This is a genomic window from Actinacidiphila acididurans, assembly GCF_016918855.1.
Lineage (GTDB): Bacteria > Actinomycetota > Actinomycetes > Streptomycetales > Streptomycetaceae > Actinacidiphila > Actinacidiphila acididurans.
Genome location: NZ_JADKYB010000005.1, coordinates 1 through 18,629 on the forward strand (window position 1 = coordinate 1; position 18,629 = coordinate 18,629).

Consider the following 18,629-nt stretch of genomic DNA (forward strand, 5'->3'; position numbering starts at 1 on the left):
CCGTGCCGAATAGTCAACGTTCCACCCATGAGCAACCGTGCAGGACACTCGCCTGCAACCGGCCATGTGCTCCTTAGAAAGGAGGTGATCCAGCCGCACCTTCCGGTACGGCTACCTTGTTACGACTTCGTCCCAATCGCCAGTCCCACCTTCGACGACTCCCTCCCACAAGGGGTTGGGCCACCGGCTTCGGGTGTTACCGACTTTCGTGACGTGACGGGCGGTGTGTACAAGGCCCGGGAACGTATTCACCGCAGCACTGCTGATCTGCGATTACTAGCGACTCCGACTTCATGGGGTCGAGTTGCAGACCCCAATCCGAACTGAGACCGGCTTTTTGAGATTCGCTCCGCCTCACGGCATCGCAGCTCATTGTACCGGCCATTGTAGCACGTGTGCAGCCCAAGACATAAGGGGCATGATGACTTGACGTCGTCCCCACCTTCCTCCGAGTTGACCCCGGCGGTCTCCTGTGAGTCCCCAGCACCACAAGGGCCTGCTGGCAACACAGGACAAGGGTTGCGCTCGTTGCGGGACTTAACCCAACATCTCACGACACGAGCTGACGACAGCCATGCACCACCTGTACACCAGCCCAAAGGGAGCACCCGTCTCCGGGTGTGTCCGGTGTATGTCAAGCCTTGGTAAGGTTCTTCGCGTTGCGTCGAATTAAGCCACATGCTCCGCCGCTTGTGCGGGCCCCCGTCAATTCCTTTGAGTTTTAGCCTTGCGGCCGTACTCCCCAGGCGGGGAACTTAATGCGTTAGCTGCGGCACGGACAACGTGGAATGTCGCCCACACCTAGTTCCCAACGTTTACGGCGTGGACTACCAGGGTATCTAATCCTGTTCGCTCCCCACGCTTTCGCTCCTCAGCGTCAGTAACGGCCCAGAGATCCGCCTTCGCCACCGGTGTTCCTCCTGATATCTGCGCATTTCACCGCTACACCAGGAATTCCGATCTCCCCTACCGCACTCCAGCCTGCCCGTATCGAATGCAGACCCGGAGTTAAGCCCCGGGCTTTCACATCCGACGCGACAAGCCGCCTACGAGCTCTTTACGCCCAATAATTCCGGACAACGCTCGCACCCTACGTATTACCGCGGCTGCTGGCACGTAGTTAGCCGGTGCTTCTTCTGCAGGTACCGTCACTCGCGCTTCTTCCCTGCTGAAAGAGGTTTACAACCCGAAGGCCGTCATCCCTCACGCGGCGTCGCTGCATCAGGCTTTCGCCCATTGTGCAATATTCCCCACTGCTGCCTCCCGTAGGAGTCTGGGCCGTGTCTCAGTCCCAGTGTGGCCGGTCGCCCTCTCAGGCCGGCTACCCGTCGTCGCCTTGGTAGGCCATCACCCCACCAACAAGCTGATAGGCCGCGGGCTCATCCTGCACCGCCGGAGCTTTCCACCCGGAAGCATGCGCAACCAGGTAATATCCGGTATTAGACCCCGTTTCCAGGGCTTGTCCCAGAGTGCAGGGCAGATTGCCCACGTGTTACTCACCCGTTCGCCACTGATCCACCCCGAAGGGCTTCACCGTTCGACTTGCATGTGTTAAGCACGCCGCCAGCGTTCGTCCTGAGCCAGGATCAAACTCTCCGTGAATGCTTACGCCGGAACCAAGCCCGGCCACATCACGAGAGCGGCACGGCATCCGGAGGAATAGTCCGGACCCGCGCACAGCATCCTCGCTGTGTATTTCTTCAAAGGAACCACATCCCACGCGATTACCGCGCCGGACGGGGTATCAACATATCTGGCGTTGACTTTTGGCACGCTGTTGAGTTCTCAAAGAACGGAAGCTGCCTTCGGTTGCTGTCCCCAGCACCCCTCCGGGCTTTCCCTTCGTTGTGTCTCCGACTTTAGCAGATGCTTTCCGGTCGGAATTACCACCACCTGTTTCGGAGACGCACGAACCCGCCTGAGATTTCTCTCAGTCGGCTCGGGGTTCTTCCACAGATGCTGCGGTAATCGATCTTGGTTGCTTCGCGTCCGGGGTCAACCCGGTTCCGCCGCAACCCGTCAAAACTACCTCCCCGATCCAACCGTGTCAACGGGTGTCCCGGAGTGACGTGAACACTAGCAGGCTGCGGGGGCCGCGTGCACATCCGTCAGCCCGGCGTGTCCCGGAAGGTGGAGGGCGGGGTGTCCAGGTCCTCCAGCTCGATGCCCGGGGCCGCGAGGACGACGTCGCCGGCCAGGTGGATGTCGTGCTGCTCACCGGTCGAGAGGTCGTCGATCCGGTAGTTGTCCACAGGCAGATCCCCGCTGTCCGTCGGATGTGCTGTCCTGGTGATCAGCGACCACGACTGGTCGATGGTCAGTGGAGCGAGGACGGGGGACTGGAACGAGACGAGACGAACGCGGGTCGCCGGGCCGCCCGGGGCCAGGCGGAGCAGTCGCGCGGTGGCGATCAGGAAGGCCGGCGACAGTCCGCTGAACGTGTGCGCGCGGGCGTTGCCCTGCTGGGCGTGCTCGCCCGTGGGGTCGGTACGGACCCAGGTGAGGCCGTCGAGTGCGGCGCCGCGGACCTGCCATCCGCCGGCGTGCAGTTCGAGGCGGATGGGCCGTCCGAGGTCGTCGACGGTGAGGTCGACCGAGCCCGCGTGCTCACCGGTGGGAGTGGTGGTCTGCGCGGTGTAGCGCCAGCCGGACGGGCCGGTGGCGCAGTGGAAGTGTTCGTGACCGAGGGGGGTGTCGTCGTGCGTGTCATGGAACGAGTAGCGGCCGCGGGGCATGGTGGGTTCTCTGCAATCGGGCAGGCCCCCGCCTCGCGTGCGAGACGGGGGCCGTTGTGCGCGGGCCCGCGGTGGCGGGACCCGTGGGGCTCAGTAGCGGTAGTGGTCCGGCTTGTACGGGCCCTCCACCGTCACGCCGATGTACGCGGCCTGCTCCGGCCGCAGCGTCGTGAGCTTGACGCCGAGGGCGTCGAGGTGGAGCCGGGCGACCATCTCGTCGAGGTGCTTGGGGAGCACGTAGACGCCGATCGGGTACTCCTCGGGCTTGGTGAAGAGCTCGATCTGGGCGAGGGTCTGGTCGGTGAAGGAGTTGGACATCACGAAGGACGGGTGGCCGGTCGCGTTGCCGAGGTTGAGCAGGCGGCCCTCGGAGAGCACGATGATCGACTTGCCCTCGGGGAAGGTCCAGGTGTGGACCTGGGGCTTGACCTCTTCCTTCACGATGCCGGGGATCTTGGCGAGGCCGGCCATGTCGATCTCGTTGTCGAAGTGGCCGATGTTACCGACGATCGCCTGGTGCTTCATCCGGGCCATGTCGGAGGCCATGATGATGTCGCGGTTGCCGGTGCAGGTGACGAAGATGTCGGCCGTCTCGACCACCTCGTCCAGGGTGGTGACCTGGTAGCCGTCCATGGCGGCCTGCAGGGCGCAGATGGGGTCGATCTCGGTGATGACGACCCGGGCGCCCTGACCGCGCAGGGACTCGGCGCAGCCCTTCCCGACGTCACCGTAGCCGCAGATGACGGCGATCTTGCCGCCGATCAGGACGTCGGTGGCGCGGTTGATACCGTCGACCAGGGAGTGCCGGCAGCCGTACTTGTTGTCGAACTTCGACTTGGTCACCGCGTCGTTGACGTTGATCGCCGGGAAGAGCAGGGTGCCTTCCTGCTGCATCTCGTAGAGGCGGTGGACGCCGGTGGTGGTCTCCTCGGTGACACCGCGGATGTCGGAGGCGAGCTGGGTCCACTTCTGCGGGCTGTCGGCCAGGGTGCGGCCGAGCAGGCGCAGGATGTGGGCGTACTCCTCGCTGTCGGCGATGGCCGGGTCGGGCACGGCCCCGGCCTTCTCGAACTCGGCACCCTTGTGGACCAGGAGCGTGGCGTCGCCGCCGTCGTCGAGGATCATGTTGGGGCCGCCGGTGGGGGCGTCCGGCCAGGTGAGGGCCTGCTCGGTGCACCACCAGTACTCCTCGAGGGTCTCGCCCTTCCAGGCGAAGACCGGGACGCCCTGGGGGTCCTCGGGGGTGCCGTTGGGGCCGACGGCGATGGCGGCCGCGGCGTGGTCCTGGGTGGAGAAGATGTTGCAGGACGCCCAGCGGACCTGTGCGCCGAGGGCGACGAGGGTCTCGATGAGGACGGCGGTCTGCACGGTCATGTGCAGGGAGCCGGTGACGCGGGCTCCGGCCAGCGGCTGGCTGGCGGCGTATTCCTGGCGGAGGGACATCAGGCCGGGCATCTCGTGCTCGGCGAGGGTGATCTCCTTGCGCCCGAAGGCGGCAAGGGACAGGTCCGCGACCTTGAAATCGGTGGCGGTGGTGGTCATTCGGGCTGCTCCTCGCGTGTGAGGTCGAGGTGGACAGGGGTGAGGCGCGGCCGGGGGACGGCACCGGGTGCGGCGTCGTTCGGACGCACCTGTCCCCTTCTGGCAGCGCAATCCGTCGGAGGCCCTCTCTCCCTCGGCCGGTCACCACAGGGTGACCGCCCGACCGCCATCAGCAGCGACGTCTGGCTACGAATGAATCTACACCGGGCGGCTCATCGGCCGCAGGGCGCCGGGCTCACCGGCCGCCGGGCGTCTGGGCGGGATCGGGGCCCGCCGCGGCGGCGGTCTCGCTGTAGATGTCGGGTTCGAGGTAGATGACGCGGGCGAAAGGTTCGGCGGCGCGGATGCGCTCCTCGGCGGCGTCGATGGCCCGGGCGACCTCGGTGGCGGTGTCCTCGTGCCGGACCGCGACCTTGGCGGCGACCAGGAGTTCTTCGGGGCCGAGGTGGAGGGTGCGCATATGGATGACGCCGGTGACGGTGGCGCCGTCCACGGCGGCGGCGCGGATGCGGGCCACGGATTCGGGGCGGGCGCTCTCGCCGATGAGCAGGGACTTGGTCTCGGCGGCCAGGACCAGGGCGATGGTGATCAGGAGGGTGCCGATGGCGAGGGTGCCGATGCCGTCCCAGACACCGTCGTCGGTGGCCAGGGCGAGGCCGACGCCGGCCAGGGCGAAGACGAGGCCGATGAGCGCGCCGAAGTCCTCCAGGAGGACGACGGGGAGTTCGGGGGCCTTGGCGCGGCGGATGTACTCGATCCAGGACTGGGAGCCGCGGGTGTGGTTGGACTCCTTGATGGCGGTACGGAAGGAGGAGCCTTCGGCGAGCATGGCGAAGACCAGGACACCGACCGGCCAGTACCAGCGGTCGATGGCGTGCGGGTGGCGGATCTTCTCGTAGCCCTCGTAGAGGGCGAACATGCCGCCGACGGAGAACAGGACGATCGAGACGAGGAAGGCGTAGACGTAGCGCTCGCGCCCGTAGCCGAAGGGGTGCTCCTCATCGGCGGCCTGCTTGGCCTTCTTGCCGCCGATGAGGAGGAGGGCCTGGTTGCCCGAGTCGGCCAGGGAGTGGACGCCCTCGGCGAGCATCGACGAGGAGCCGCTGAGGGCGAACGCGACGAACTTGGACGCGGCGATGGCGAGGTTGGCGCTCAGGGCCGCGATGATCGCCCTGGTTCCTCCTGACGCGCTCATGAGCTGGGTGTCCCTTCCGTCGCCCGGTTCTTTGCTCCGCCTTTACGGGCGTCGCGGACGGTCATTCTTGCAGCCGTCGCGGGAGCCGGGTGGGTCAGGCCGCCACGGTGGCCCGGAAGACGGTGCCCTCGCCGGTGAGTTCGGTGCGTTCGCTCGCGGGGACGTAGGCGGATTCGCCGCGGGCCAGGGTGATTTCGGCGTCGTCCGTAGCCTCGGCGTTGGCGGCTGCGAGGGTGCGCAGGCGGATCCGGCCGTCGGTGCACAGCAGGATCTGCGGGGTGCCGTGGTCGAGGGTGCGGGGTTCGGAGCCGGGGGCGACGACGTAGCGGGACAGGCGGAACTCGTCGATCGGGGCGGCGTAGAGCTCCTCGCCGTCGGGGCCGGCCTCGGGGCGGAGCACTCCGGGGTCGCCTGCCTCGAAGCGGACGATGCGCAGGAGTTCGGGTACGTCGATGTGCTTGGGGGTGAGGCCGCAGCGCAGCACGTTGTCGGAGTTGGCCATGATCTCGACGCCGAGGCCGTCCAGGTAGGCGTGCGGCACACCGGCGCCGAGGAACAGGGCCTCGCCGGGCTGGAGCCGGACGTGGTTGAGGAGCATCGCGGCGATGATGCCGCGGTCGCCGGGGAAGTGGTGGGCGGCCCTGGCGTAGGCGGCGTAGTCGGCGGCGTACGGGGTGCCCGGGGTGTCGGCGAGGCGGGCGGCGGCCTCGGTGGCGGCGTGCACGGTGGCGGCCATTGCCTCGGGTTCGGCGCCGAGGACGGCGGCCAGGACCTCGCGCAGCGCCCGGTCCTCGGGGTGGGCGCGCAGGATGTCGGCGTAGGGCGCGAGGGCGCCGACGCCGAGGGCGTCGAGGAGGTCGGCGGCCTCGGTGGGGCGCCGGAAGCCGCACAGTCCCTCGAACGGGGACAGGGCCACGATCATCTCGGGCTTGTGGTTGGGGTCCTTGTAGTTGCGGTGCGGCGCGTCGAGGGGGATGCCGCGCGCCTCCTCGTCGGCGAAGCCGGCCTTGGCTTGGGCGAGGTCGGGGTGGACCTGGACGGACAGCGGTGCGGCGGCGGCCAGCACCTTGAGGAGGAAGGGCAGGCGGGGGCCGAAGCGTTTGACGGTGGCCTCACCGAGTTCGGCGACCGGGTCGGCGTCGATGACGGCGTCGAGGGCGATCGGGCCGGCGCCGCGGTCGATGCGGGAGGGCGCGCCGGGGTGGGCGCCCATCCACAGTTCGGCCTGGGGTTCGCCGGTCGGCGCCGTGCCGAGGAGCTCGGGGATGGCGGTGGTGGAGCCCCAGGCGTAGGGCCGGACGGTGTTGGTGAGGCGGTTCATGCCGGTCATGGTCTCTCGGTCGAAGCGACGGCCAGGTAAATGGCGGCGAAATCCGTCAGGGCGAGCAATTCGGCCGCGGTGTCGAGCGGAGTGCCGCCGTCGGCGGAGACCTCGCTGAGCGGGGTGTCGTGGGCGTAGGCCTGTTCGCGGGCGGCGGGCACGGCGGAGGCCGGCTGGTCAGGGGCCTCCTGGACCAGCACGACGCGCAGCCGCAGTCCGCCCGGGTCCTCCACACGGTCGCGGAAGAAGTCGTCGGGGTCGGCGGCCAGGGCCGCGGCGGAGGACTGGAGGGTGCCGTGCAGGGTGAGCGCGGTGGGCAGTTCGGCGGTGAGCGCGGGCCGACCGGCCCGGGTGGCCAGGACCGCGGCGAAACGGCGGGCGCCGGCCGCGGCGATCCGGCCCTGGCTCCACAGCAGGGGCAGGGAATCCTCGAGTTCGGCCGCGAGGGTCTTGGCCGGGTTGGTGTAGGTGGGGACGGCGGGCCCGCAGCGGGTGGCGACGTCGTCCAGCCGGTCGGCGACGGCATGGAGTGCCTCGGCCGACGCGCTGATCAGGCCTATCCGGTCCAGGAGGGCGAGCAGCGGGGTGAGCAGCGCCCACAGGGCGCCGGTGTCGTCGGCGGGGTCGGCCAGGTCGCTGCCGGCGGCGCCGGGGACGGCGAAGGGCAGGGCCATGCCGCGGACCTGTTCCAGCGCTTCGGCGAGCGGGGTGCGCAGGGGGGTGACGGCGACGGCGCTGCAGCCGCGGCGGTAGGCCTGTTCGACCAGGTCGGTCAGGCCCTCCTCGGTGCCCCGGGGGCTGAGCAGGAGCAGCAGGTCGAGCGGGCCGGCCCAGCCGGGCAGGGCCCAGCGCAGCTGCCGCGGGTTGGACCCGGTGGGCCGCATGTGTTCCACCGGGCAGCTGCCGGCGGTGAGTGCGGCCAGCAGGTCGGCGACGGCGGCGGTTTCCGTACCGGTGCCGGCGACCAGGATGGCGCGGGGGCGGCCGTCCGGGCGCAGGGCGGTGATGCCGGCTTCCTCGGCGAGCCGGAGCGCGTTGCGGACTCTGGCGCCGGCGGCGGCCACCGCGCGCAGCAGCCCGTGGGAGTCGGCGCGGCCCAGCGCTTCCGGGTCCTCCAGCAGCGACTCGTCGAACAACACGACCTCCCGGTCGGACGCGGATCGGTCCCGGGTACGGCGGGACCGGGTACGGCGGTGGAGCTGGTCCAGGCAGAGCAGTAGGGCTGCGGGTCAGGCGGTGGGGCGGCGGGCCTCGTCGACGAGCAGTACGGGGATCTCGTCGCGCACCGGGTAGGCCAGGCCGCAGGTGTCGGAGGTGCACACGAGTTCGCTCGCGTCCGCGTCCTCGCGCAACGGGGCGTGGCAGGCCGGGCAGGCGAGGATCTCCAGCAGGCTGGGTTCGACGAGCGGCATGACGGTGTCCTCCGGGCGGGTCTCGGCGGGCGCCTGCGGCCACGGCCACCACGGCCGTGGCACCGGCCGGCGGCCGGCCGGTGACCGGGAGGCGTCGGGTGGGCCGGACCGGTGACCGGCCCTGCGTGCCCTCAGCCTATCGCCGCGCTTCCGGGGGCACGATCCCGCGCCCCCGGGCCCGTACCGGCCGGTCACCGCGCTCCGTACCGGGCCGGCCGGTACGGGGAAGCTGCGTACCGCAACCGGCCGCGGCCGTATCCGTAGGGCCTGCGGACCGGTCGCGTGGGCCGAGCGCGGCCGGCCTCAGGCCCGCACGATGGCGAGGACCTCGTCCCGGAGGAGGGCGACAGTGGCGGCGTCGCGGGCCTCGACGTTCAGCCGCAGCAGCGGTTCGGTGTTGGAGGGGCGCAGGTTGAACCACCAGTCGGGGCCGGTGACGGTGAGCCCGTCGAGGGTGTCGAAGCCGACGCCCTCGCGGCCGGCGAACGCAGCGCGTACGGCGGTGGTGCGTTCCGCCTGGTCGGCGACAGTGCTGTTGATCTCGCCGGAGGCGGCGTAGCGGTCGTAGTCGGCGACCAGCTCCGAGAGCGGGCGCGGCTGGGCGCCGAGCGCGGCGAGCAGGTGCAGGGCGGCGAGCATGCCGGTGTCGGCGTTCCAGAACTCGCGGAAGTAGTAGTGCGCGGAGTGCTCGCCGCCGAAGACGGCGCCGGTGGCGGCCATCTCCTGCTTGATGAAGGAGTGCCCGACGCGGGTGCGCACGGTGGTGCCGCCGTGCTCGGCGACGATCTCGGGCACCGAGCGGGAGGTGATCAGGTTGTGGATGATGACGCCACCGGGGTGCCGGGCCAGTTCGCGGGTGGCGACCAGGGCGGTCACGGCGGAGGGCGAGACCGGCTCGCCGCGCTCGTCCACGGCGAAGCAGCGGTCGGCGTCGCCGTCGAAGGCCAGTCCGATGTCGGCGCCGGTGCGGCGGACCTCGGCCTGGAGGTCGACCAGGTTCTTCGGGTCGAGCGGGTTGGCCTCGTGGTTGGGGAAGGTGCCGTCGAGCTCGAAGTACATCGGCACGAGGTCGACCGGCAGGCCGGCCAGGACGGTGGGCACGGTGTGGCCGCCCATGCCGTTGCCCGCGTCGACGACCACCTTCAGCGGCCGGATGCCCGCCAGGTCGACCAGGGAGCGCAGGTAGCCCGCGTAGTCGCCGAGCACGTCGCGCGCCGTGACCGTGCCGGGGACGGCGCCGGAGGCCGGGACGCCGGTCTCGGTCCACTTCTCGGCCAGCGCCCGGATGTCGGCGAGCCCGGTGTCCTGGCCGACGGGCGCGGCGCCGGCCCGGCACAGCTTGATGCCGTTGTAGCGGGCCGGGTTGTGGCTGGCGGTGAACATGGCGCCGGGCAGCCCCAGGTGGCCGCTGGCGAAGTACAGCTCGTCGGTGGAGCACAGGCCGATCACGGTCACGTCGGCCCCCCGCGAGGTCACGCCGCGCGCGAAGGCGCCGGCCAGACCGGGCGAGGAGGGCCGCATGTCGTACCCGATCACGACGGCCTCGGCGTCGGTGACGGTGGCGAAGGCGGCGCCGAAGATCTCGGCGAGCGACTCGTCCCACTGGTCGGGTACGACGCCGCGTACGTCGTAAGCCTTGACGATCTGCGACAAATCGGCCACTGCACACCTCTGTTGAACATGTCGAACGAGCCGGGGGCGACTCGAAGCGCGTCGGGGGCTGGCTGCCGGTACGGCGGTGCCGGGGCCCAACCTATCCAACGACCGGCTACGACTCGGGGGACCTCAGCACCCTCAGGTGTCCGCGCCGCGCGACCTCGAGCGGGTCGATGTCGCGGGCGCCGCCCTGGCCGCGGTCCTGCGGGCGGGCCGCCTCGCGGACGGCGTTGGCAAGCGCTTCCAGGTCGTCGCCGCTGGGCCGCACCGGGCCGTTGTCGGTGGCCAGGCGGACCACTTCCCAGCCGCGGGGCGCCGTCAACCGCTCGGAGTGCTCCGAGCACAGGTCGTAGCAGTGCGGCTCGGCGTAGGTGGCCAGCGGGCCGAGGACGGCGGTGGAATCCGCGTAGACGTACGTCAGCGTCGCGACGGCGGGTCGGCCGCAGGCGGTTCGCGAACAGCGACGTACAGGGCTCACGAGGTTGGACGGTACCGCACTCTTGAGCGGGCCGCGACGACTCTCCGGCAGGTCACCCTGTCGTGTCGTATGTCACCCACCGGAAGGGGTCGCTCCGCGGTGCTGCGACTGACCTGCGGGTACGGTACGCGGCCGCGTGGCGCGTCACCGAGCGCGACGGTCCGGCGGGGCCGGGGCGCGTGGCGGGTCCGTTCGCCAGGTGGCGCATATGCGTCACCTCGGTGGCCGGAACACGTTCTCGCCGGGGCGCCGGGGGCGCGTGGCGGGCCAGGTTCGCCCTTTCGGTGAGGAGCGCAAGCTGTCCTGCTGTGTCGGCTGGTCGGCGGGGGCTACGCTCTCGATGATGGACAGCTCGCTTCCGATCCCTCCGGCGCCGCGACCGCGTCACCGCGACCGTCACGGGCGCGGCATGCGCGGGCCGATCGCGCCCCCGCAGGTGCCGCTGGCGCTCAGCCGCGCGGACGCCTTCGACGATCTGGTGCGGGACGCGGCCGACCGGCTGGAGCGGCGCTGGCCGCAACTGGCCGACGTCGAGTTCGCCGTGCAGGAGGTCCCCTGGCCGCAGGACGGCCCGGCCTCGGACGGCACCGCGGTGCCGCTGGGCCGGCTGATCGGGGCGGCCAAGGACCGGCCGAGCCGGATCGTGATCTACCGGCGGCCGGTGGAGATCCGCGCCAAGAGCCGGGACGAGCGGGCGCTGCTGGTCCACGAGGTGGTGGTCGAGCAGGTCGCCGAGTTGCTGGGGCTCTCGCCGGAGAACGTGGATCCCAAGTACGGCGAGGACTGACGCCGAGCGCGGGGCCGGCTGCCTACGCCTGGCCATCGCGCCCGGCCGTTGCGCCCGAGGGCGAGCGGCGGGGCGGCGGGCGGGCCGGTGTGCCGGGCGCCTTCACGCCCCCGGGTTCACGCCTCGGATCCACGCCCCGGATCCACGCCTCGGGCTCACCGCTTTCACGCCCCGCGCGCCGGCCCCCTCAGCGGTCGAGTATCCGCAGGTCCGACCCCGCCTTGGGCACCTCCACCAGTCCCTGGTCGTCCGGCATGGGCTGGACGGTGAACATGGGCACGCCGTTCTGCGGCAGGGCCAGGGTGCGCGAGGCGTAGACCGGGCCGCCGGACACCGGCTCGACGGTCACGGCATATGTGCCTCCCAGGCCCGAGGGCACCGGGGGCGCGGCGGCCAGGGTGGTGCCGGCCTTGACGGTGACCGTCCTGCTCACCGCGGTGCCGCCGGTGGAGCCGGCCGACGCGGTGATCTTCACGCTGGCGTCGTGACCGGTGGCGGTCAGCGCCAGGGTGGAGCCCTTGGCGCGGTTGTCCGCGACCGTCGCCCGGGTGTCGATCGGCGCGGTGGCGGGCAGGAATGCCATCTCCCGGTTGCCGGACTTGCCGCGGGTGATCTGCAGCGCGGCCACCACCGGCACAGGGGAGTGCACGGTGCTGGAGCCGATGATCAGCGAGCCCGCGTCGCCCTTGGTGACGTCCGCGAGATCGACGGCGGTGGTCATCCCGGCCTTGGCGTGCAGCGTCTCGTGGCCGGCGGGGGTGATGGAGCCGCTCGATGTGGCGAGCTTCAGCGTCAGGTCGGCGTCGTCGGAGCCGGTGGTGAAGACGGTCAGCCGCACATCGGTGGCGTCGGCGGGGATGCCCGGCATCACGAGGGTGGTACCCGGCTGGGCGGCCGGGGGCAGCCAGTCGGCGCCGAGCTTGGCGTCGGTGGCCTGGAGCGCGGCGCCGATCCGGCCGCTGCGGGCCACGACGTGCACGGTCAGGTCGGGCAGCTTGTCCGCGACCAGGGTGGACAGCAGCACCGGATCGGCGCTGTGCCCGGCGACTGTCATCCCGTCGCCGGTGGACGCCTTGAGCTGGCCGTCCTTGCCGTACAGCTCGACGTCGACGACCGCCGGGGTGTCGTCGGGGTTGACCAGGTGCAGGTAGTCGGTGCGGCCGTCGGCGGTGCTGGCGCCGGGGAACCAGAACTCGCTGTCCGGGGTCAGGCAGGACAGGCCCAGCAGGGCGTGGGTGGTGCCGCTGCTGACGACGGTGGTCTGCTGCGCCGTCCAGCCCGGCGCCATGGCGCCGTCCGCGGTACCGATCAGTGCGGGCGCGTCGGTGCGGCCGTTGGTGTACGTGGCGGGTTTGCCGGGCTGGGTGAGCGGCGCGAGCGGCTTGCCGTTGGAGGTGGCGGGCACGAGCCGCGCCGACCCCGCGCCCGTGGCGCCGGAGTCCGACGTGCCGGAGCCGGAACCCGAATCGGCGCCCGCTCCCGACGCGTCCGGCGTCCCCTGCGGCGTGAACGAGGTGTATGTGGTGGTCGCGAAGTCCGAGGAGGACGGTGCCGGGCACAGCAGGCTGCTGCGCTGCACCGGCAGCCGCTCGGCGGCGGCCGCCGGGGTGGCCTGCGACTTCCCGCCGGTCAGCGTGGCCACGCCGGTCAGGGCGAGGAGCACGGCGACCGCGCCGGCCAGGGAGATGGTGCTGCGGTTCACTGGTGGTCGCTCCCGTCACGGCGCTGCTGGTCGCCCTGTGCGTAGTACGAGGCGGGGTCGGCGTACGCGGGCGGCTCCCCGTAGCCCTCGCCCGGGTAACCGGGTGCGCCGGGTGCGCCCTCGGGCTGCTCGCCGTAACCCTGGCCGGGGCCGTAGCCCTCGCCGTACCCCTGGTCCGCGCCATAGGGGTCGTAGCCCGGCCGGGGCGGCGCGTAGCCGTATTCGTCGCCGTAGCCCTGCTGCTCGTATCCGCCTTGCTCCGCCGGGTATCCCCCGCCGTAGCCCGGCTCGCCGCCGGCATAGGCCGGCTCCTGGTAGCCGTAGCCGCCGCCCTCGCCGGCCGGTGCGCCGTAGGGGTCGTAACCCGGCTGCTCGTACGAGTCGCCGCCGGTGTGCTCGTACGGCTCGTCGCCCGGCTGCTGGTAGGGCTCCGTGCCCTGCTGCTCGTACGCCTCGGCGGCGGCCTGTCCGTACTGCTCTCCGTACGGTTCTGCGCCCGGCTGCGGTGCGGGGGCCGGCTCCTCGGGAGCGGCGGCGGCCTGGGCCGCGGCCTGGAGGCGGCGGGCGCGGCGGCCCTCGCCGGAGGCCTGGGCGGGGATCTCCGCCGCGCCCTCGGCGTCGGGCAGGTCGTCGTCGATCTCGCGGCGCCGGCCGGGCAGAGCGAGCACGACCACGACGAGCAGCAGGAAGGCCTGGGCGCCGAGCCAGCCGGTGTGGGCGACCGGCTCGGAGTAGCTGACGTCCAGGTGACCGCCGGACGCCGGGAGTTCGAAGCCCTGGGCCCAGCCGTCCACGGTGGTGGGGGTGAGCGCCTTGCCGTCGAGCGTGGCGCGCCACCCGGAGGCGACGGAGTCGGCGAGCCGCAGGACGCGGCCGTCGGGGCCGGCCGGCACGGTGGTGTGCGCCTCGACCTTGCCGGAGGCGACGTTCACCGGCAGGGCGCCCTTGCTGGTGATGGTCATCCGGGACACCGGGGTGTCCACCCGCCACAGTTCGCTGCCATCGGCCTGACTGACCCGGGACAGCCCCGGGGTGCTGTCCAAAACGCGGCCGAAGGAGCGCGGCGCGCCCTTCTGCGCGAGTACGTACCGCACCGCGTAGCCGGCCAGGCGGCTGCCCTGGTCGGCGCCGGAACCCGCGACCAGGTTGGCGACGACCGAGTCCAGGCCGGGGTCGTCGCCGGCCTCGGCGGCCAGTTCCGCGTCGCCGAGCCGGGCGCCGGAGCCGCGGACCAGGGCGTAGGTGACCTGGCCGGGGGTGCCGTCGAGCACCAGGGTGCGGGGCTGGTCGCGGGTGGTGGCCTCCTCGGCGACGAAGGCCGGCACCTGCTGCGGGTCGCCGCGCCGGATCGGGCCCTTGGCGCCGTCGGCGACCCAGGTGAAGGCGGCCAGCAGCGGGGCGGCCACGGCGGCCACCGCGATGAGGCCGGCGACCGGCTGGCGCCAGCCGAAACCGCTGGCGGCGATGCGCTCGTTGGCGCCCTCCGCGCCGATGGTGGCGGCGGAGAGCAGCGCAAGGCCGTAGACGAGGGTGGCGGGGCCGGCCCAGTCCGAGTGGTTCTCGATCGCGGCGAACAGCAGGCCGGTCGCGGCGACGGCCCAGGCGGCGAGGATCGCGGTGCGCCGGGTGCCGCGCATGAGGGCGGCCAGTGCGGCCAGCACCACGCCGATCAGCAGCAGGCCGCCGGACCCCTTGGGGCCGCCGGGGCTGAGCAGCAGCAGGTGCAGGCCCGACGCGCTCTTGGTGGCGTACGGCAGCCCGGCCTGGTGCAGCAGCCGGCCCGGGTGGGAGAGCAGGGTCAGCGACCAGGGGGCGAGCAGCACCATCGGGGTGACCAGCAGCGCGGCGAACCGCAGCAGGTGCGGGACCAGGAGCTGCCGCTGACCGCGCACCAGCCGCCAGGCCAGCGTGCCCGCGGCGAGCACCAAGGCGATGGGCCAGGTCACCGGGGTGAAGGCGGTGGTGAAGGTCAGCATCAGGGCCAGCGCCCAGGCGGCGCGCCAGCCGGGACGGGCGCCGCGCTCGATCGCGGCGTCGCTGAGCTGGAGCCCGGCCATGGCGACGGCGGCGCGGGCCATGAGCGGCAGCAGGATGGCCAGCATCGCGGTGCCCAGCCGGCCGGAGGCGAGCGCGCCGGTGGCGGCGGGCAGGAAGGCGTAGGCGACCGACGCCCAGGCGCGCAGCAGCCGGGATTCCACCAGCGGCCGGGAGGCGAAGTAGGCGGCGACACCGGCCAGCGGCACGGAGGCGACCAGGAAGAGAGTGAGCGTCAGCCCGGTGGAGCCGAACAGCACGGTGGCGAGCAGCGCCAGGACCGCGAGGTAGGGCGGTGCGGCCTGGGTGCCGCCGGTGCCGAGCGCGTGCCAGGAGCCGGCGTAGCTGCGCCACAGGTCGGAGGCGCCGGGGTCGGCTGGCAGCAGGGCGCCGCCGGACAGGGTGCCGCCGCCCAGCAGTGAGCGGCAGGCGGCGAGGGAGACGAGCAGCAGCACGGCGAACAGCACCGGCCCGGGCTTGCGGGCGATCCGCTTGAGCCGGGCGAACTGCTCGACCTCCAGGAAGTCGCCGTCCTCGTCACCGGGGCCGGACTCGACCGCGCCGCCGTGCCGGCCGGCCGCGGCGGTGGCGGCGTCGGCGCGGCCGGAGAAGTTGCTGACCACCTGGTCGACGGTGGCGCGGACGGTGGCGCCGGGCGGCGGGAACAGTGGGCGCAGTTCGGAGGGCGGCACGGCGCCGCGGCCGCGCCGGTGCCGGGCGCTCAGGATGCGGCCGGGCCGCAGCAGCACGCCGAGCAGGCCGACGATCTCGTCGACGGCCTGGCCGGGCACCTTGCCCACCAGGTAGGCGAGGGTGCGCAGCATGGTGCCGACGACGATGCGCAGCGCCACGTACGGCAGCAGGGGGCCGCGGGTGTTGACCAGCAGGGTGTACACGGCGCCGGCCTTGTCGACCCGGTGCGGGTTGACCGCGGAGCGGCCGGCGCAGTCCACCGGGCGGCGCTCCCGGGAGGCGGCCTCGGCGTGCCGCAGCACCGCGTCGGGCGCGATCAGCACGGTGTGGCCGGCGGCCTGGGCGCGCCAGCAGAAGTCGACGTCGTCGCGCATCAGCGGCAGCCGGCGGTCGAAGCCGCCGAGCTGCTCCCACACGTCGCGGCGCACCAACATGCCCGCGGAGGAGACCGACAGCACCTGCCGTACCTGGTCGTGCTGGCCCTGGTCCTGCTCGCGGCGCTCCAGCCCGGTCCAGCGGCGGCCGCTGCGGGCGATGCTGACGCCGACTTCGAGCAGTTGCCTGCGGTCGTACCAGCTCCGCAGCTTGGGTCCGACGATCGCGGCGGACGGCGAGGAGTCGGCGACGCGCAGCAGGGCGGCGAGCGCGCCGGGGTCGGGCTCGCAGTCGTCGTGCAGCAGCCACAGCCACTGCACGGGCTCGCCGTGCGGCGGCTCCGCCTCGGCGGCCGGGTCCCCGTCGTCCCAGGTGCGGGTGACAGGGTCCCAGCCGCCGCTGGTGCGGGCGCGCAGATACGGGAGCTGCTCGGCGGTCACCGGGGCGGCGGCGCGCGCGGCTTCCTCGACCGCGGCGCCGAAGCCGGTGCGGCGGGCCAGGTGCAGCACTCGCTGGTCCCCGAGGGACTCGGAGAGCAGCCGGGCGGAGTCGTCGCCGCTGCCGGTGTCGGCGGCGATCACGTCCTGGACCGGGCGTTCCTGGGCGAGCAGCCCCTCGAGCGCTCTGGGCAGCCAGCGCGCGCCGTCGTGCGCGACCAGCACGGCGGTGACGACGTGGCGCGGAAACTCTGGGACGCCGGCCGGGCTGGCGGCCGGTGCTGGGCTGTTCACGGACATCGAGGTTCGGGCCCCGGTTCGCTGGACTGCGGTACGACGCTCGCTCCCGCTGCCCGCGGGTTCCTGCGTCTCGGACGGCCCCCCACACTAACGGCTCACGCCCGTCCGGCCGCCGGGGTCTGTGGACAACTTGTGGACAGTCAGGGACAAGTAGGTACAAGCAGGGACGAGTCGGATGCACGCGACGAACAGGGGCGGATCGCGCCGGCGACGCGGGCGGGCGGGCCGACGACGGCCCGGCACCGGTACACCCGTCGGCAGCGCCCTCAGCAGGGCGGGCGCGGGTGCGCCGGGCGGTCGGCCGGACCGCCGTCGAACCACCGCCGGGTCACCGACGGTCGACGTCCTGTCAGACCACGCCCTTCTTCAGCCGGCGGCGCTCCCGCTCGGACAGGCCGCCCCAGATGCCGAAGCGCTCGTCGTTGGCCAGGGCGTATTCGAGGCAGTCGGAGCGGACTTCACAGGCGAGGCAGACCTTCTTCGCCTCGCGCGTGGAACCGCCCTTTTCGGGGAAGAAAGACTCGGGGTCGGTCTGCGCACACAGCGCGCGCTCCTGCCAGCCGAGTTCCTCGTCCGCTTCTTCGGCCAGCAGCAGCTGGAACTGCTCGGTCATGCGCGCCCCTCGTCTGTCGTGCTTCCCCGTGATGCGGCCGTCACCATGCATGTGCGGCTGAACGACACGAGTGAAATTACAAGTGTGCCGATCCGGGCCAGTCAAGCCGAGTTCTGCTATTGAGCCCGTTATTCACTCCGCTGAACCAAGGGGTGACGGAAAGTGTTGATATCGGCCCGAAAGCCCGTATCCGCCGACCCTGGCCCGGCTGGTCCACCGCCCACACTCCGTCAGACGCCGCGGCCGAGCGCCGCGTTCCGCCCGGCCGGGCGAAGCGTTGTGGATCACAGTTCGGTCACGGAAGCACAACGCCACCGAAGCGGCAGGTACTCCCGGACCAGGTACGGTTTCCGCCGATCTCCATGGGATCCGCACGGATGCAGCACCACCTGTCCCCATAACTGGTGGCGCAAACCTTTCGGTGCCCGACCTTCCCGGATCAGGTGAACGTCGTCGGCGGGCCGGCCGTGAAGTTGACAACCGGCCACCGCGCCGGGTCTGCTGGTCCGCATGACCGCCGAGCCGCACGCGCCCGCCCGGACCCGCCACCGCGAGTCCCGCCGCGCCCTGCTCGCGCGCTGTTGTTGTTGTTCCTGTCGCTGTCGCTGAACCGCAGAGCCCCCGGCCGGGTCCGCTCGGTCCCGGCGCCGCCGCTCCCCCGCGACCGTCGCGCCGCCGCGCGTCACCTTTCCCGACGCCTCTGCTTTCCCGACGCCTCTGCTTTCCCGACGCCTCTGCTTTCCCGACGCCTCTGCGCCGCCCGGTCCGGGACCCGCGATCCGATGCACGCTCCTGACGAGGAACACGCCACCCATGTACTCCGACATCTCTGTCGCCGGTGACCCGCTCGCCCTGCCCCACCTGCTCCCCCCGGTGCCGCAACACCCCGCCACGGTCGCGGAATTCGCCGGGCTCGCGCGCGCCGTCGCCGCCGACCGGGCGAGCTGGGCCCCGCTGGTGCGCTACGACGCCACCACCCGCTGGTACGCCCGGATGCGCACCGGCCCCGGCTACGAGGTGTGGCTGCTGAGCTGGCTGGCCGGCCAGGGCACCGGCCTGCACGACCACGGCGGCTCCTGCGGTGTGCTGACCGTACTGGACGGCGAGTTGCACGAGCGCGCCCTGACCGCCGCCGGCGAGGCCCGCCGCTCCCTGGTGCCCGGGACGCAGCGCGCCTTCGCCCCCGGATATGTGCACGAGGTGGTCAACGACTCCCTGGAGCCCGCCGTCAGCCTGCACGTGTACTTCCCGGGGCTGACCGAGATGACGCCGTACGCCGCCGGCCCGCGCGCCTGCGCGGCCCCCGCGGGCCGGTAACCGTCCCGAAGCGTCCGGGCCGCCGCGGCGGG

13 protein-coding genes and 1 rRNA gene are annotated in these 18,629 nt (G+C 72.1%); 2 read left to right on the plus strand and 12 right to left on the minus strand.

Annotated features, from left to right (window positions below; all coding sequences use genetic code 11):
* Nucleotides 1-77 precede the first annotated feature (77 nt).
* From ITX44_RS10270 to ITX44_RS10310, 9 genes are all read right to left on the minus strand, one after another.
* Nucleotides 78-1,602: ribosomal RNA gene (locus tag ITX44_RS10270) — 16S ribosomal RNA — on the minus strand.
* A gap of 506 nt (nucleotides 1,603-2,108) precedes the next feature.
* On the minus strand, nucleotides 2,109-2,735 hold the full coding sequence (locus ITX44_RS10275) for a hypothetical protein (RefSeq protein WP_205356805.1): 627 nt from the start codon (nucleotides 2,733-2,735) through the stop codon (nucleotides 2,109-2,111).
* A 90-nt stretch (nucleotides 2,736-2,825) separates the two neighbouring features.
* Nucleotides 2,826-4,277 (minus strand): adenosylhomocysteinase, encoded by a 1,452-nt coding sequence (gene ahcY, locus ITX44_RS10280; RefSeq protein WP_205356806.1) that lies wholly within the window; start codon nucleotides 4,275-4,277, stop codon nucleotides 2,826-2,828.
* A 235-nt stretch (nucleotides 4,278-4,512) separates the two neighbouring features.
* Entirely contained in the window at nucleotides 4,513-5,472 is a 960-nt protein-coding gene (locus ITX44_RS10285) for a cation diffusion facilitator family transporter (RefSeq protein WP_205356807.1), read from the minus strand.
* Between the two features lie 94 nt (nucleotides 5,473-5,566).
* Nucleotides 5,567-6,793, minus strand: a complete 1,227-nt coding sequence (manA, locus tag ITX44_RS10290; RefSeq protein ID WP_205356808.1) for a mannose-6-phosphate isomerase, class I — start codon at nucleotides 6,791-6,793, stop codon at nucleotides 5,567-5,569.
* Nucleotides 6,794-6,798: 5 nt separating this feature from the next.
* Entirely contained in the window at nucleotides 6,799-7,929 is a 1,131-nt protein-coding gene (locus ITX44_RS10295; RefSeq protein WP_205357170.1) for an SIS domain-containing protein, read from the minus strand.
* A gap of 93 nt (nucleotides 7,930-8,022) precedes the next feature.
* Entirely contained in the window at nucleotides 8,023-8,205 is a 183-nt protein-coding gene (locus ITX44_RS10300; RefSeq protein ID WP_205356809.1) for a Trm112 family protein, read from the minus strand.
* A gap of 303 nt (nucleotides 8,206-8,508) precedes the next feature.
* The gene (locus ITX44_RS10305) at nucleotides 8,509-9,867 is read right to left on the minus strand and encodes a phosphomannomutase/phosphoglucomutase (RefSeq protein ID WP_205356810.1); all 1,359 of its coding nucleotides are present in this window, start codon (nucleotides 9,865-9,867) and stop codon (nucleotides 8,509-8,511) included.
* A 106-nt stretch (nucleotides 9,868-9,973) separates the two neighbouring features.
* On the minus strand, nucleotides 9,974-10,390 hold the full coding sequence (locus ITX44_RS10310; RefSeq protein ID WP_205357171.1) for a DUF3499 domain-containing protein: 417 nt from the start codon (nucleotides 10,388-10,390) through the stop codon (nucleotides 9,974-9,976).
* A gap of 292 nt (nucleotides 10,391-10,682) precedes the next feature.
* Between ITX44_RS10310 and ITX44_RS10315 the strand changes: the two genes are divergently transcribed.
* On the plus strand, nucleotides 10,683-11,126 hold the full coding sequence (locus ITX44_RS10315; protein WP_205356811.1) for a metallopeptidase family protein: 444 nt from the start codon (nucleotides 10,683-10,685) through the stop codon (nucleotides 11,124-11,126).
* 187 nt (nucleotides 11,127-11,313) lie between these two features.
* Here ITX44_RS10315 and ITX44_RS10320 read toward each other — a convergent pair whose 3' ends face one another.
* From ITX44_RS10320 to ITX44_RS10330, 3 genes are all read right to left on the minus strand, one after another.
* Nucleotides 11,314-12,828 carry a DUF5719 family protein gene (locus ITX44_RS10320; protein ID WP_205356812.1) on the minus strand — a complete coding sequence of 505 codons (1,515 nt, stop codon included), beginning with the start codon at nucleotides 12,826-12,828 and terminating at the stop codon, nucleotides 11,314-11,316.
* The gene (locus tag ITX44_RS10325) at nucleotides 12,825-16,667 is read right to left on the minus strand and encodes a glycosyltransferase (RefSeq protein WP_205356813.1); all 3,843 of its coding nucleotides are present in this window, start codon (nucleotides 16,665-16,667) and stop codon (nucleotides 12,825-12,827) included. Before ITX44_RS10325 ends, ITX44_RS10320 begins: the two co-directional genes overlap by 4 nt.
* A 349-nt stretch (nucleotides 16,668-17,016) precedes the next feature.
* Nucleotides 17,017-17,280, minus strand: coding sequence for a WhiB family transcriptional regulator (locus ITX44_RS10330; protein WP_031519519.1), 264 nt, complete (start codon nucleotides 17,278-17,280; stop codon nucleotides 17,017-17,019).
* An 813-nt stretch (nucleotides 17,281-18,093) separates the two neighbouring features.
* Here ITX44_RS10330 and ITX44_RS10335 point away from each other — a divergent pair.
* Nucleotides 18,094-18,597, plus strand: a complete 504-nt coding sequence (locus ITX44_RS10335; RefSeq protein WP_205356814.1) for a cysteine dioxygenase — start codon at nucleotides 18,094-18,096, stop codon at nucleotides 18,595-18,597.
* The last annotated feature ends 32 nt before the right edge of the window (nucleotides 18,598-18,629 follow it).

What these genes read in the sequence shown, in the direction of transcription:
- ITX44_RS10285 (WP_205356807.1), bottom strand. Translation starts at nt 5,472, where the DNA reads ATGAGCGCGTCAGGAGGAACCAGGGCGATCATCGCGGCCCTGAGCGCC.
- ITX44_RS10330 (WP_031519519.1), bottom strand. Translation starts at nt 17,280, where the DNA reads ATGACCGAGCAGTTCCAGCTGCTGCTGGCCGAAGAAGCGGACGAGGAA.
- ITX44_RS10275 (WP_205356805.1), bottom strand. Translation starts at nt 2,735, where the DNA reads ATGCCCCGCGGCCGCTACTCGTTCCATGACACGCACGACGACACCCCC.
- ITX44_RS10325 (WP_205356813.1), bottom strand. Translation starts at nt 16,667, where the DNA reads ATGTCCGTGAACAGCCCAGCACCGGCCGCCAGCCCGGCCGGCGTCCCA.
- manA (WP_205356808.1), bottom strand. Translation starts at nt 6,793, where the DNA reads ATGAACCGCCTCACCAACACCGTCCGGCCCTACGCCTGGGGCTCCACC.
- ITX44_RS10315 (WP_205356811.1), top strand. Translation starts at nt 10,683, where the DNA reads ATGGACAGCTCGCTTCCGATCCCTCCGGCGCCGCGACCGCGTCACCGC.
- ITX44_RS10300 (WP_205356809.1), bottom strand. Translation starts at nt 8,205, where the DNA reads ATGCCGCTCGTCGAACCCAGCCTGCTGGAGATCCTCGCCTGCCCGGCC.
- ahcY (WP_205356806.1), bottom strand. Translation starts at nt 4,277, where the DNA reads ATGACCACCACCGCCACCGATTTCAAGGTCGCGGACCTGTCCCTTGCC.
- ITX44_RS10335 (WP_205356814.1), top strand. Translation starts at nt 18,094, where the DNA reads ATGTACTCCGACATCTCTGTCGCCGGTGACCCGCTCGCCCTGCCCCAC.